We start from the raw sequence: 14,438 nt of genomic DNA on the forward strand, positions 1-14,438 counted from the left end.
GCCGGCTACGTCCCGCAGCCGGCCCCGCAGGCCGCCCAGCCGGCATACGTCGCCCCGCAGCAGCCGCAGCCGGCCCAGCCCGCATACGCGGCCGCGCCGCAGCCTGGATACGCGCCGCAGCAGGGCCAGCCGCAGCCGGCGTACGCCCCGCAGCAGGGCTACGCGCCCGCCCCCGGCGCGCCGGTCGCCCCCGCGCAGCCCAGCCCCTCCAACGAGGCCGCCAAGGCGTTCGGCCAGTGGCTGCTGGCCTCGCTCAAGCGCCCGGCGTCCACCTACAGGACGCAGGTGTGGTGGTCGTTCGTGGTGACGGTCGTCACCTCGCTGGTGACGTCGCTGCTCATCTACACGTGGGCCGCCAAGGCCGTCCACACGGCCACCAACTACGCCAGCGGCCTGGCCTCCATGTTCACCGGCTCCACGACGTCCTACTCGGCGCCGGCTCCCTCGGCCGCCGTCTGGTTCAAGGCGTGGATCGCCTTCCTGGTCCTCACGTACGCCGCCGTGCTCATGACGTTCATCGGCCGCAAGATCCTCGGTGATCCGAAGTCGTTCTTCGAGGTGCACGACATGTACGCCCAGCGCATGGTCCCGTTCTGCGTGCTCTACGTGGCGCTCATCCTGCTCTCCCTGGTGGGCGGCAGCTGGGTTGCTCTGGTGCTGTTCTACCTCGCCTATCTGCTGACGCTGCTGGTGCTGCCGGGCGCGCTGATCGCCAAGGGCGAGTGCCACCGCAACGCGGACAGCTTCTGGCTGTGGCTCGGCGCCATCGTGGTGTGCTTCGTGATCCTGATCGTCGCGCTGATGCTGTCCGGCGCCATCGCCGGCTCCGCGGTCAGCGACGTGCTGAACCTGTCCTGAATCCGTAGCGACTGAGGCAGGGAGAGCGTATGTTCTGCACGAACTGCGGCGCCAGGCTCGACGAGGGCGTCAGATTCTGCACCGAATGCGGTGCCCCGATCGAGGTCGAGCCGCAGACGCCCGCGGCTCCGATCGCAGAGCATGCGCCCGCCCCCGAGGAGCCGGAACCGGCCGTCCAGCCGGAACCGGCGCCCACCGAGGCATCGCCGTCCGAAGCGACGACGGCGATGCCGTCCGTATCCGCGGACCCCGTCGTCGATCGGCATGACGACGTGGCGGACCAGCCGACCGTGGCGCTGCCGTCGCAGCAGGATCCCATCGCGGACGCTCCGACGTCCGCGATGCCCGAGGTCCCCGAGATCCCGGACCTGCAGGTGCCGCTGATCACGCCGGATGCGCCGCTGCCGGCCACACCCGAGCAGCCCGCGCAATCCGCCGAGCAGCCCGAACAGGACACGCAGGTCGAACGGATCTCGCAGACCGTGCCGCTGCCCTCGGCGGAACCTGAGCCCGCTCCGGAACCCACTTCGGAACCCGCGACCGCACCGCTCTATGTGCCGGAACCGGCCCCGGCCCCCGCGCCGGCCCCGCTGCCCGACCTGATGTCCGTGGCGGACCCGGTCGAGCCGATACCTGCGCCGCAGCCGCGCACGCCCGTCGTGGGCTCCGCATCGGCCGCTCCGGCCCCGTCGTTCACGCCGGTGACCCCGGGCACGCCCGTCTACGCGCCGGCCCCCGCGCCCGCACCCGTATCCGCTCCCGCACCGCAGCCCGCACCCGTCGCGCACGTCGCGGCGCCGGCCCCCGCCGCGGCCACGGCCACGCGCCGGAAGTCGCACCGCGGCCTCATCGCGCTGCTGTGCATCCTCGTGGTGCTCACGGCCGGTCTCGTCACCGCGTACTTCACGCTCAGGGCCACGGTGTTCTCGCCTTCGGGTCCGCTCAAGGAGTACGTCAACGCGGTCTCCTCCGGCGACTACGCCAAGGCGAACGAACTGGGGGATCCGGGCATCGACAACGCCCAGCGCGCGCTGCTCGTTTCGGATGTGGCCAAGGATCAGGCCAAACGCATCCACGACGTCTCCGTGAGCGACCCCGTCAAGGGCGCGAACAACACGTACACCGCCACCGTGAGCTACACCGTGAACGGCGCCAGGCAGAGCATGCCCGTCACCGTGTCCTCCGGCGGCAAGCAGTGGCTGGTGTTCGACTCGTGGAAGATCACCACGCCCATGCTCGAGCATCTCACCGTGGCGCTGCCGCAGTCGATGCACCACATCACCGTCAACGGCGTGAGCCTCGATCTGAGCACGCTGGGCAACGGCGATCCCGTGACCAGCGACCCCACGAACTCCAAGAACTACGATTCGTCCGTGGACTACCAGAACATGCGGAAGTACCAGCTCAGCGTGTATCCGGGCGTCTACGAGTTCGGCATCGCGCCGTCGTCGTACGTCACCGCGCAGAGCGTGACGCTCACCAACCCGGACGACGCCGCCTACCTGCTGCCCAAGGAGACGGACAAGCTCCGCAGCGCGCTGCTCGACGCGGTGAACAAGACCGTGCAGCCGTGCATCGCGTCCACGGACATCAAGCCGCCGAGCGGCTGCGGGTACGCGCTGGACATGACCGACACCACCGCCACGCTCGGCCCCTCGATGACGCGCACGCTCAAGACCAAGATCGCGCTGGACGACGTGGATCTGGACAGCGGCACGTTCTCCACCAGCCAGTTCGAGATCGAGGGCAGCTACCAGTACCAGTGGGCCGGCGAGACCACGTGGACCGACGGCAAGGCGTGGACGTACGTGACGCTCACCGGCACGTTCTCGCTGGACAACGAGCAGCTCGACGTGAAGGTCGACACGACCGACTGATCGCCGGCCTCCGACCGGCGGAATCCAGTATCCAGTATCCGGCATCCAGAAGCATCCAGAAGCAGAGAAGCATCTAGAAGAGAGAAACCATCATGTTCTGCATCCATTGCGGTACCAAGAACGAGGACGGCGGCAAGTTCTGCGTCGGCTGCGGCGCGCCGCTGCAGGCCGATGAGCCGGCGGCGACCGCTCCGGCGGCGACCGCTGCGCCTGCGGCCCCTGCGACTCCGGTCGCGACGCCGGCACCGGTTGCGCAGCCAACACCCACTGCATCCGTCGCCCAGCCGGACGCCGTTCCGGTCGCGCAGACGCCCGCGCCGACTCCGGCTCCCGAACCCATGCCGGCCGTGCAGCAGCCGGCCGATCAGCCGGTCGACGCTGCACCCGTTGCCCAACCCGCGGCCCCGGCTCCGGCACCGTCACCCGAACCGGCGCCCGTCGCCGAGACGCCCGCCCCCGCGCCCGTGACGCCGGACGTGGCAGTCGCCGCCAACGTCGCCGCCGCCACGGCGACCAAGCCGCACCGCGGCTGGGTCAAGCCCGTGGTGATCACGCTCGTAGTGGCGCTGATCGCCGGCGGCTGCGGCCTCGGCGCGTTCCTCACGTGGCGTGCCGGTATCTGGGGCGGCAAGATCGTGCCGAACCCGTCCGACTTCCAGCCCGCCGCGGGCCAGGCGCTCACCGCCGACGTGGTGGCCAAGCAGCTCAACGACAAGGGCATCGCCACGCAGATCAAGCAGGTCTACTCCGCCAAGCCCAAGGGCGAGTACGCGGGCCTCGAGGGCATGCAGCCCGGCGACCGCGTGCAGAAGGACCAGACCGTCACCGTGAAGTCGTCGCTCGGCCCCGGCGTGCCGGAGGGCACCGTGGGCAAGACCGCCGCCGACGCCCAGGCCGTGCTCAAGGACATGGGCGTGCCCGTCACCGCCAAGAAGGTGGTCGTGGCCGACGACAGCACCACGCCCGAAGGCTCCGTGGTGGTCACGTCCCCGGCCGACGGCCAGCCGCTGCCCGACGACCAGAAGACCGACGGCATCTTCATCGGCGTGGCCACCAAGGGCGACGGCATCCCGTTCGACGTGCTCGGCAAGGACGTGGACACGGTCAAGTCCGAGCTGGAGTCCAAGGGCTTCACGGTGAACGTGGCGGATCGTCTGGCGCGCAAGGACTACATCGGCAAGGTCTCCGGGGCCGATCCGGCGCCCGGCACCGCGGTCTCCGGTTCCAAGACCGTGACGCTGTACCGCGGCATCGGCGGCGACGACGCGAAGAGCGCGCTGGACGTCCAGGACTTCTACGGCACCAACACCTGGGGATCGCCCTACACGCTGGCCGGCCGCTACTGCAACAAGTCCGGCAGCTGCCTCGCGTTCGAATCCAGCACGGCCAACGCGCAGGCCGAGAAGCCGTTCCTCTACCAGACCGAGGGCAGCACCAGCCCGTACAAGGACCAGAACTACAACGGCGAATCCGGCACCATGATGGTGGCCTGCGACGCGGCCCAGCAGCCGTTCTGCAGCAGCCAGAACGCCGACTACCTCATCAACGGCAGCACCGGCGCGTTCGAACTGTTCCCGCAGGCGGATCTCATGGGCTACATGTGCGGCAGCACGCCGGAATCCAGCGACGCCATCGGCATGCTGTGCGTCAACGGCCAGATGCAGTCCGTCTCCGACTACTCCATGCAGGCCTCCGGCGCCACCTACCAGATGGATGACTTCTATCTGGTGGTGCCCGTCGGCGCCGACCTGGACCAGCTCAAGTCGAACGGCTACTTCGACGACGCGGCGCTCAAGGCCGCCGACGGCAAGCCCGCCGTGGACACCACGCGCCCGTTCATCGTGGCGCGCGACAAGTCGCAGTACGACTCCACCTCGGTCAACTACGATCCGATCAACGGCAGCAACCCGTTCCTGCCGTACACCGGCTGGGGCCCCGACAACACCGTCAAGATGAAGCCGGCCCCCACCGACGACGACGTCTACTACCTCGTCGACAACGCCGACATGGACTGGAAGTCGCTGCCGGCCGCGAACTGATCCGAGCGGCTCCGCTCTGACCGGAGACTGACCGGAGATACGCCGAGCCCCCGTCCGCGCATCACGCGCGGACGGGGGCTCATTGCGTTTCCGGGGGAATCGACCATCCGCGACGGGGCGTCGCAGGCGTCATCGCCGCACGGCGAACGGCGGCTGCGGGCCGTCGAGCGGCGGCACGTCCTCCGTCACGATGTCCGCCACGCGGCTCCACTGCGACCCGACGCGCATCCGCGCCTCCAGCGCGTCCAGCCGGTCGGGCGTGCCCTGCGCCTCGCACTCCACAGTGCCGTCGTAGCGGTTGCGCACCCAGCCGCTCACGCCGAGCCGCCGCGCGGCCATGACCACCGCGTACCGGTAGCCGACGCCCTGCACGCGGCCGGTGACCGTCATGTGCCTGCGCACCACATCCGCCACGTCACACCACCAGCAGGATGTTGATGGCGGTCATCGCGATCAGACCCACGATCGCCATGAAGGCCAGCGAAAGACCCGCCAGACGCGCGTTGCCCAGCACGCGGTCCGTGAACAGCGTGGAGAAGACGCCCACGGGCGCGAAGCATGCGAAGATCACGGCCTTGCGCACGGCCGGATCCACCGGCAGGATGAACCACGCGGCCACGGCGAAGACCACCGCGAACAGCCAGCGCCAGCCGAACACCGTGGCGAGGCGGCGCAGGTCGTCGCGGCTGCGCGGCACGTCCATGAGCATGCCCACCATCATCATCGAGCAGAACGCGTTGGCGTTCGACAGCGGATGCAGCGCGGTGCCCACCCATTCGGGCATGGCGAAGCCGGTGAGCATCACCACGAGCATGAGCATGTACGTCATGAACGCGGCGGACGAGTAGAAGTTGCGGGCGATGCGGCGCAGGTTGGCGCGGCGCTGCAGACGGCGGGCGTCGCGGTCCAGGATCTTGCGCGGGGTGCGCGGGCCCAGCGGACGGGCCTGCTCCTCCGGACTGAGCGGATGCGTGTCGTCGATGTGCAGCAGCTGCGTGGTCACGGCGTTCATGCCGGCGGACATCATCACCGAGTTGCCGATGTCGAACATCACCACCGCCACGGCCGCGGTGGGGCCCATGAGCGCCTGCACCACCGGCATGGCGAAGCATCCGATGTTGAAGCCGGAGCCGTTGAGCATCGCGAACGCGCGGTCGCCGAGCGGGGCCCTGCGCGTGGCGAAGTAGATGGTGAGGATCGGGATGACCGAGCAGCAGAAGCCGAACAGCGTCACCCACAGCAGGTTCATGTCGTGCGGGTTGTCCATGAAGGAGACGATCACGGCCGCGGGCAGCAGCAGGTTGAACACGATCTTCTGCATCACCCGGTAGTCATCCGTCCGGAACCAGCCGATACGCTTGAACGCGTAGCCGATCAGAATGATGCACAGGAACACGATCGGCTCGATGATCTTCTCCATACCGCCTCCATCAGTCGTGCATCGAGCTTATCCACACGTCTGCCCACCGCGCGGGACGGTTTTGCCCGGGCGAAGGTCGCCAAAAGAGGTGGATCGGGCGCTGCGGCGGCGGTTATCCACGCCGTTGCCCAGTTGTGCACCGTCCGGCAGGCCTTTCGGAGGCCGGTGGGCGAGGGTATCTGCGGAGTCAGGGGTACTTTTCGCCTCGTGTCGGCAGATATCTGCAGAGTCAGGGTGCCTTGCAGGCGACATCGCGCATACCGCCCTCAACGGAATGGCTTCATTGCAACGCTTCGCGCCGCGCCCGCACGCCGGTGCCGCCCGCGAGGCACCCTGACTCTGCAGATATCTCCGCGCAATCCGAGAAAAGTACCCCTGACTACGCAGATATCCCGACACATCACGCACATCCCCGCATATCCCCGCGTGTCCCCGGCATACGCTCCGCGGATTTTCCGCCGTGGTGCCCTCCGGCGGCCGTCCGTGGGCACCGGACGCCGCGATTCCGCGGAATGGCCACGGCCGGCCCGCCGTCCACGCCGAGCCACACGGATACGCAAACGGCCTCGTTCCGGCGGACGGACGCGCATCGAGCACGCCCGGCCACCGGAACGAGGCCGCTTCGCGAAGCCACGGGTCAGCGACTACCAGCGCCTCACTTGGCCGCCTCGGCGCTCTCCTCGGCGTCCGGGTAGACCTCGTCGCCGTCGTGGATCACCACGTAGCCGCCCTTGGCGTAGACGTCGTCGTGCTCGGGATCCGGCGGGATGACCACCGGCACCTTGCGCGCGTCCTCCGCCGGGAATCCGGGAAGCTTGGCGTAGTTGTCCTGCACCTTCCTGCAGGAGTTGAGGAAGCCCTCGCGCTCCTCGTCGGTGAGGTCCAGCTCGTACACCGCCTCGACGCCCTGCGCGCTGATCATCGCGGGCACGCCGATGAAGAAGCCGGACTGGCCGTACTGGCCGTCCAGGTACGCGGAGACCGGCAGCACCACGTGCTCGTCGTGCACGATGGCGCGCGTGATGCGCACGGCCGAGTTGGCGATGGCGTATTCGGTGCAGTGCTTGCCGGCGTACGACCAGTAGCCGCCGCGCAGCGCCTGCTCGAACAGCTTGGCCTTGTCGAAGCCGTAGCGCTCCGGCTCGGCGGCGGCCAGCTCGGCGAGCGGCTTGCCGGCGAACGACACGTTGGACCATGCGGCGATCTCGCTGAAGCCGTGCTCGCCGATCATGTACGCGTTGATCGATTCGGGGGAGACGTTGGTGGCCAGCGCGATGGCGTCCTTGAGGCGTGCGGAGTCGAGGCACGTGCCGGTGCCCATGACGTGCGAGGCCGGCAGGCCGGACAGGCGGTGGATCTCGCGCACCACCACGTCGTTCGGGTTGGTGACGTTCACCCAGAAGCCCTTGAACCCGGCGGCGGCGATGCGGCCCACGAACGTGCGGACCATGTGCGTGGTGGCGTACAGCTCGCCGTCGCGGCTCACGGCGGAGAGCGTGACGTGGCCCACGGCGTTGACGATGACGTCGCACTGGGCGAGCTTCTCGTAGTCGGCGCCGCAGTTGACCACGCGCACGCGGTGGGGCGCGAACACGGAGGAATCGTTGAGATCCTGCGTCTCCGCGGCGAGCTTCTTCGGGTTGACGTCGCACAGGTAGATCTCGTCGGCCACGCCCTGCAGCACGAGGCTGTTGCCCACGTGCGCTCCGACGTGCCCCAGACCGACGATGCCGACCTTCACCGGACCGATTGCCATGATGACCCCTTTCCTAGGTCGCCTAGAGATCCCCTAGGCCGATGACGTTGTCGCGGGTCCCGCGCGCCTTCCTCGGACCGTCGATCGATGCGGCGGATCGCAGCGCGCACGGTTCCGTGCCGTCGGCCGTCCCCTGGGCAACCGGCGTCTATCCGCGAGCGTAGTCCGTCGCGCGCCGCGGCGGCAGAGGCTTCTACTATGTGAGCGCTCCCACGATTTGCCCACTATGTGGGACGTGCTCCCAACTCGCCGGCCGCGGTCCCGCCCTACGGAATCCGCCCTTCCGCTCCCCGGATTCGCCACGTACAATGAGGGCGTCTCCATGAAAGAGACTGTCTCATTACCCCAACGCAAGGGAGAAACATGCTCACTGACGAGTACGTCAAGAAGGTCTACGCGCAGGTCGAGAAGCGCGACGGCGACCAGCCCGAGTTCCTGCAGGCGGTGCGCGAGGTTCTGGAGAGCCTCCAGCCCGTGGTCGAGAAGCACCCGGAGTACGAGGCGAACGGCGTGCTGGAGCGCCTCGTGGAGCCCGAGCGCGTGATCAAGTTCCGCGTGGCCTGGGTGGACGATTCCGGCAAGGTGCAGGTGAACCGCGGCTACCGCGTGCAGTTCAACTCCGCGATCGGCCCGTACAAGGGCGGCCTGCGCTTCCACCCCACCGTGAACGAGGGCGTCATCAAGTTCCTCGGCTTCGAGCAGATCCTCAAGAACTCGCTGACCACGCTGCCGATGGGCGGCGGCAAGGGCGGTTCCGACTTCGACCCGAAGGGCAAGTCCGACGCCGAGGTGATGCGCTTCTGCCAGGCGTTCATGACCGAGCTGTGTCGCCACATCGGCCAGTTCACCGACGTTCCCGCCGGCGACATCAACGTGGGCGCGCGCGAGATCGGCTACCTGTTCGGCCAGTACAAGCGCATCCGCGACGAGTACTCCGGCGTGCTCACCGGCAAGGGCCTGGAGTTCGGCGGCTCGCTCGCCCGCACCGAGGCCACCGGCTACGGCCTGTGCTACTACACCGCCGAGGCGCTGCGCGTGCTCAAGGGCGATTCGTTCGAGGGCAAGACCGTGGTGATCTCCGGCTCCGGCAACGTGGCGATCTTCGCCACCGAGAAGGCGCAGGCGCTGGGCGCGAAGGTCGTCACCGCGTCCGATTCCAACGGCTACGTGTACGATCCGGACGGCATCAAGCTGGACGTCGTCAAGGACATCAAGCTGGGCCACCGCGGCCGCATCAAGGAGTACGCCGAGCGCGTGCCGGGCGCCGAGTACCACGAGGGCTGCAAGGGCGTGTGGACCGTGCCGTGCGACATCGCGCTGCCGTGCGCCACGCAGAACGAGATCGACGGCGAGTCCGCCGAGGCGCTGGTGAAGAACGGCTGCAAGGTGGTGTGCGAGGGCGCGAACATGCCGTCCACGCCGGAGGCCATCGAGGTGTACCAGAAGAACGGCCTGCTGTACGGCCCGGCCAAGGCCGCGAACGCGGGCGGCGTGGCGGTCTCCGGTCTGGAGATGAGCCAGAACTCGTACCGTCTGAGCTGGACGTTCGAGGAGACCGACGCCAAGCTCAAGTCGATCATGGAGTCCATCGTCGCCAACTCGCTGGCCGCGGCCAAGGAGTACGGCGAGGAGGGCGACCTGATGGCGGGCGCAAACATCGCCGGCTTCGTCAAGGTGGCCGACGCGATGGTCGCCCAGGGCGTGCTGTGAGGCACTCCGGCGTCTGAACGGCCGTCTCCAAGGCGGCATTTCGTCCGTGGGCACATCCGATCTCGTCGTCGGATGTGCCCACGGACATTTCATGCGGCGATTCCGTCCGTTGGCACACCCCGAAACGACAACGGATGTGACAACGGACATCATTGAGCCCCGAAACGTCCGCACGCACATCCCATGCCGCCAATGGGTGTGCGTGCGGACGCCATCGGGCCGCGTAACGTCCGCACGAACATCCGCAACCGCGTGACGCGTCGTCCGCCACGCAGACCGCGCGTCACGCCATCGCCTGCCCGACGAGCACCAGCGCCACGACGTGCGCCGGATAGAACACGTAGAAGAACCATTTGGCCGCGCGCCGCCCCACGGCGCCGGAAGGCCCGCCCGGACCACGCCGCCCGTCGTACAGCAGCATCAGCGGCAGCGCGAGGATCATCGCCCACTGCGGGTACTCCGCCAGCGTGTGACCCAGCCCCATGGGAGCGAACCCGAACAGCCGCCACATCAGCGCATAGAATCCCGTCAGCATATCCGGGCTCGCGCCCAGCACGCGGGCGCCGCGGTAGAACGCGGACAGGCCGTAGTGCGTGTTGTTGAAGAACATCCAGACCGCGTCGAACGCCACGAACGCCACGGCCAGCCGCGCCTTCGACCCGCGGCACGCCCAGAACGCCACGCCCATGAGGATGACGAACACGCCGTAGTCCCAGCCGATCGCGCACCCGGTGAGCGCCAGCAGCGGGTACTGGAAGCCCCACGGCAGCCGGTCGACCAGGGCGGGGAAGGCGTCGATCAGCGTGGAGAGGCTGCCGTAGATCGCGGCGAACATGCCGATCTGGTACGCGCAGTACAGTGCGACGTTGCGCGTGCGGCGACGTGCGTCCGGCTCGCGCAGCAGCGTGGCGACGAGCGCGATGTGGAACAGCGTCGGGAAGATGTTGGCGTCAAGATGCAGCGCCGACTGGACGACGCTCATGATGACGCCGAACGCGTACAACCGGACGAGCAGCGCGCGCCGATTGCGCGTGTATTCGACGCTCCAGCCGATGAGGAACACGAAGATCGGCATGGCCGGGCGTCCCGCCCAGCGCAGCCATTCCGGCGCGCCGGGGAGGAACGCGCCCACATGGTCCATGACCATGAAGACGCAGGCAAGGGTCTTGAGCGTGAAGGCGTTCACGCCGAAACGTCGCGATGCGCCAAGCCGATGTTGCAGCCCGGCAAGGCCCGTGCCGGTTCCTAAGTCAGTTCCCATTTCGATTCCCCCGTTTCCGTTTCTGCGCAGGGACTCCACGCCCCGCCCGACCGTTCGCGGATGAGGATCCGCACAGTCAACGTATCGCGGCGGGAGGGTGCATCGTCTTTTCGACGATGGGCTGGACCATCGCCGGCAGCGACGCGGCGCGACAGTGGGAAGGCGTGGGCGACGTCAGCGGCTCAGCGGCGGTCGGCGCGGTATGGGTGTTCGATGCGGTCCCGGTGTTCGATGCGTCCGATGCGGTCGGCGCGGTCCGAGGATGCGGTACGGTCCGAATGATCGAACCGATCGAACCGGCCGAGCGCCAGCAGGAACGGCAGCGCGAGGATCATCGTCCATGCGATGCTCCAGCCGAACGGCCCCGGCGCGACGCCCACGGGCGACTGCATCAGTGGGTCGGCGAACAGCGCCCGGTACAGCGTCTCCGACGCCTGATCCTCCGTGCCCAGCCAGCCCATCATCGAGGCCGGCCATCCGAGCAGCAGCGCGCCGTACGTGCCGTCGTGGATCATCATGTCGATCAGCGTGCCCAGCGCGAACGTGACCGTCAGATGCATGCGCGAGTCTCGGCACAGCCAGAACGCCACGCCCAGCGCCACGAAGCCCAGCCCGTAGCCGCCGCCCGGCACCAACCCCAGGGCGGCGCGCAGGACGGCATGCGGAACGGGTGCGGGGCTCGGCAGCTGCGCCACGGCCGCGGCGCCGGCGAACTGCCACAGCGCGTACGCCGCGACGCCGCACCGGCGAGCGCGACGGTTCCCGCGCCGCAGGGCCGCGATGACGACGGCCGTGCCGAGCAGCGCGGGAAGGACGTTGCCGTCCACCGTCAGCACCGGGAACACGGTCTGCAGCACGGCCACGGCGAGGCCGGCGGCGTACAGGGCTGCGTACAAGGCGATATGTGGGCCGCCGTACGAGCCGGCGCACGAGCCAATATGCGGACGGCCGCTCGGACGGTCGCGCAGACGGTCACACAGATACCGTGGGAGCCCCGCGCGATCCGCGCGCCGCGACCCGTGCACCGCGTCCCGGCGACCACGCGGGCGTTCCATGTCCGAGGCCGCGGCCGTCAGCCACAGCAGGACGGGCGGCATGGCACGGCCCGCCCACGCACACCACGCAGGAGTGCCGGCCACGTGGAGCGAGACCGTGCCGGCGACCGCGCACACGCAGGCGACGATGGCGAGCGCCGCGAACGCGAGGACACTCGAGCGCCGCCAACTGTACGTCGATGCCGAGGTCTTGGATGTTGCAGCCGTCATCGCGACCGCCGCCCTGCGGGGGAGGCCGCGGAAGCGGCCACAGAATCGGCTGCGGAATCGTTCACGCCGACGGTCGCGGCAGCGTCGGCCCGTTCCTCCAGCGGAATGCGCGCGACGAGGATCCACGCGCCGTCCTCGGCGCTGGCGCGCAGGCCGCCGCCGAGCGCTTCGAGCCGCCGTCGGTGCAGCGCGAGGCCGCGTCCTGAATGCGGCAGCGGCGGGCGCGGCACGGACGGCGCGAGCGACAAGGCTGGTCCGTCCTCGGCATCCGAGGCATCCGAAACAGCCGCGGCATCCGGAACATCCGGCCGGATGGCGTTGGACTGCGTGAGCGTCACCGCATCCGCGTCGATCGTCACGTCGATGGCGTAGTCGCCGCCAAACGGATCGGCGTGCACGATGACGTTGGTGACGAGCTGGCCGAGCAGATCGCCGAGTTCCCGCCATGCACCGGACGGCATCGCGGCAAGACGACGGTCCGCGGCGGCATCGATGCGCCCGGCATCGTCCGCGGCACCGCCTCGACCATGCGCCGGGCCTACGGTCGTGCAGCCGGCGAACCCCAGCGCGTGCAGCCGCTCGTCGCCGTCGCGCGCGGTCTCGCGCAGCGCGGCGAGACGGCCGCGAACCGCGGAATCCGAAGCAGCCGCGGTTGCTTCGCCCGCATACACCGCCGCGCCATCGCCGACCGTCGAACCGCCCAGCGCGTCGATCACCGCACGCGCCTGCGTGAGCGTCGTCTCGGCCGCGGCCACGATCGTCCCGACGTCGCGCAGCGCGGCCTCACGCGTCTCCGCGTCGCGCCCGCCGTCGCCGGCCAGCTCCCCGCGCAGCCGCTCGCCGGTCAGCGCGATCACCGTGAGCCCCTGCGTCACCGAATCGTGGATGCGGCTGCCGAGTTCGATGTCGCGCCGCATCCGCGCGTTCTCCTCGGCCAGTCGCCGCGCCTGCTCCACCTTGTGTCGCTCGGCCGCCGTGACCCCCACGATCGCGGCCAGCACGAACGACCCGTCCAGCGAGACGATGCTGGACATGTTCCACAGCGGGTAGCGGTCCAGCAGCACGCCGGTCACGGTGCCCGCGATGCCAAGCAGCAGCGTGACGGCGAGCGTGGCGTAACGGCGGCGGTAGGCGAGCATGCCGTACGCGTACCACAGCGCCCACACGGGGATGGGCAGCACCACGCGCGGCGCCACCACCACCGCCATGGACGTCACGACGATGGCGAGCGCGGAGGACGCGGGCCACCAGTAGGTCTCCGCCACCAGCAGGGCGATGAGCGCGGTCATGGGCGCCACAAGGTCCGACATGCCGCGGTTGGCGAGGCCGTCGACCAGCGTGAGCGTCACGGCGGCGGCGATGATCAGCGTCAGGTACGGGTGGGCCGACCAGCGGGCGAGGCGCCGCGCGGCGGCCGCCGACAGACGGGAGGCGCGGGCGCCGATGCCGTTCACGATCGGTCCCCGGCGATGCCCGCCGGCCCGGCACCGTCCGTCGGCCCTGCACCGTCCGCCGGCCTTGCGCCGCGCAATGCGGTCCACCGCTGCACGGCCTGCAGCTTGTTGCGCACGCCTAGCTTCGCGATGGCGTGCCGGATGTGCGTCTTCACCGTGGACTCCGTCAGTCCCAGCTGCTGCGCCACCTCGCGCGCCGTATAGCCCTGGATGCAGCGGTCCATGACCTCGATCTCCTTGGCGGTGAGGCCCTCGCCGCCGGGTACGGCGTCGCCTTCGCCCACGTGCCGTCCGCCCGATCCGCACAGCGCGCGATGCGCCTCGCCGGGCGTCATGAACCCGGATTCCACATGCGGCCGGCCGGACGCCCACGCGCGCAGGACGTCCGCCATCGCGGCGAAGTCGGCCTTGTCGAGCAGCGCCTGCGCGCCGGCCGCGCGGGCCATGCCGCGGTATCGGTTGAGCGAGTACGACGTCATGCCCAGCAGCACGATCCGGTCGGAGAACGCGCGGATCCTGCGGCACACCGCGGCGCCGTCCACGTCGTCCATGCCCATGTCCGCCAGCACCAGATCGGGACGCTCCCGCGGCGCCGCGTCCACGCACCGCTCCACGGCCTCGTCGCCGGATCGCACGGCCCACGCCACCGCGATGCCGTGCGGCTCCAGACGGCTCTCCAGCAGGCCGCGCAGGGCCATGAGGGTCATCGCGTCGTTGTCCACCACGCCGATGCGGTAGGTCCGACCCGCACGATCTGCATCGTGCCGCGGATTCGTTGCATTCATCGCGTCTCCCCCT

At 69.4% G+C, this 14,438-nt stretch carries 11 protein-coding genes; 4 read left to right on the top strand and 7 right to left on the bottom strand.

Going from position 1 to position 14,438, the window contains the following annotated elements:
• The 3 genes from G1C96_RS08025 to G1C96_RS08035 form a co-directional block, all read left to right on the top strand.
• Nucleotides 1-858: DUF6574 domain-containing protein (locus tag G1C96_RS08025; RefSeq protein ID WP_169276073.1), on the top strand; the 858-nt coding region annotated here is incomplete at its 5' end.
• Nucleotides 859-887: 29 nt separating this feature from the next.
• Entirely contained in the window at nt 888-2,735 is a 1,848-nt protein-coding gene (locus G1C96_RS08030; RefSeq protein ID WP_169276074.1) for a zinc ribbon domain-containing protein, read from the top strand.
• A 92-nt stretch (nt 2,736-2,827) separates the two neighbouring features.
• Complete coding sequence (locus tag G1C96_RS08035) at nt 2,828-4,774, top strand: PASTA domain-containing protein (protein WP_169276075.1); 1,947 nt, start codon at nt 2,828-2,830, stop codon at nt 4,772-4,774.
• A 129-nt stretch (nt 4,775-4,903) separates the two neighbouring features.
• Here the strand turns inward: G1C96_RS08035 and G1C96_RS08040 are convergent, their stop codons facing one another.
• From G1C96_RS08040 to G1C96_RS08050, 3 genes are all read right to left on the bottom strand, one after another.
• A complete protein-coding gene (locus G1C96_RS08040) occupies nt 4,904-5,188 on the bottom strand; it encodes an acylphosphatase (protein ID WP_335341941.1) in 285 nt (94 codons plus the stop codon).
• 1 nt (nt 5,189) lies between these two features.
• Entirely contained in the window at nt 5,190-6,194 is a 1,005-nt protein-coding gene (locus G1C96_RS08045; RefSeq protein WP_169276076.1) for an AEC family transporter, read from the bottom strand.
• A 655-nt stretch (nt 6,195-6,849) separates the two neighbouring features.
• Nucleotides 6,850-7,950: an L-lactate dehydrogenase gene (locus G1C96_RS08050; RefSeq protein WP_169276077.1), complete on the bottom strand. Its 1,101-nt coding sequence runs from the start codon at nt 7,948-7,950 to the stop codon at nt 6,850-6,852.
• 363 nt (nt 7,951-8,313) lie between these two features.
• Between G1C96_RS08050 and gdhA the strand changes: the two genes are divergently transcribed.
• Nucleotides 8,314-9,660, top strand: a complete 1,347-nt coding sequence (gene gdhA / locus G1C96_RS08055; RefSeq protein ID WP_169276078.1) for an NADP-specific glutamate dehydrogenase — start codon at nt 8,314-8,316, stop codon at nt 9,658-9,660.
• Nucleotides 9,661-9,943: 283 nt separating this feature from the next.
• Here the strand turns inward: gdhA and G1C96_RS08060 are convergent, their stop codons facing one another.
• The 4 genes from G1C96_RS08060 to G1C96_RS08075 all read right to left on the bottom strand — a co-directional run bounded on the left by G1C96_RS08060 (nt 9,944) and on the right by G1C96_RS08075 (nt 14,425).
• On the bottom strand, nt 9,944-10,846 hold the full coding sequence (locus G1C96_RS08060; RefSeq protein WP_169276079.1) for a TraX family protein: 903 nt from the start codon (nt 10,844-10,846) through the stop codon (nt 9,944-9,946).
• A 257-nt stretch (nt 10,847-11,103) separates the two neighbouring features.
• Entirely contained in the window at nt 11,104-12,186 is a 1,083-nt protein-coding gene (locus tag G1C96_RS08065) for a hypothetical protein (protein WP_169276080.1), read from the bottom strand.
• Complete coding sequence (locus G1C96_RS08070) at nt 12,183-13,640, bottom strand: sensor histidine kinase (protein ID WP_169276081.1); 1,458 nt, start codon at nt 13,638-13,640, stop codon at nt 12,183-12,185. The genes G1C96_RS08065 and G1C96_RS08070 overlap by 4 nt, the downstream gene beginning before the upstream one ends.
• Complete coding sequence (locus tag G1C96_RS08075) at nt 13,637-14,425, bottom strand: response regulator transcription factor (protein ID WP_169276082.1); 789 nt, start codon at nt 14,423-14,425, stop codon at nt 13,637-13,639. Before G1C96_RS08075 ends, G1C96_RS08070 begins: the two co-directional genes overlap by 4 nt.
• Between the last annotated feature and the right edge of the window lie 13 nt (nt 14,426-14,438).

This window comes from Bifidobacterium moraviense, from assembly GCF_012932365.1.
Classification (GTDB): Bacteria; Actinomycetota; Actinomycetes; order Actinomycetales; family Bifidobacteriaceae; genus Bifidobacterium; species Bifidobacterium moraviense.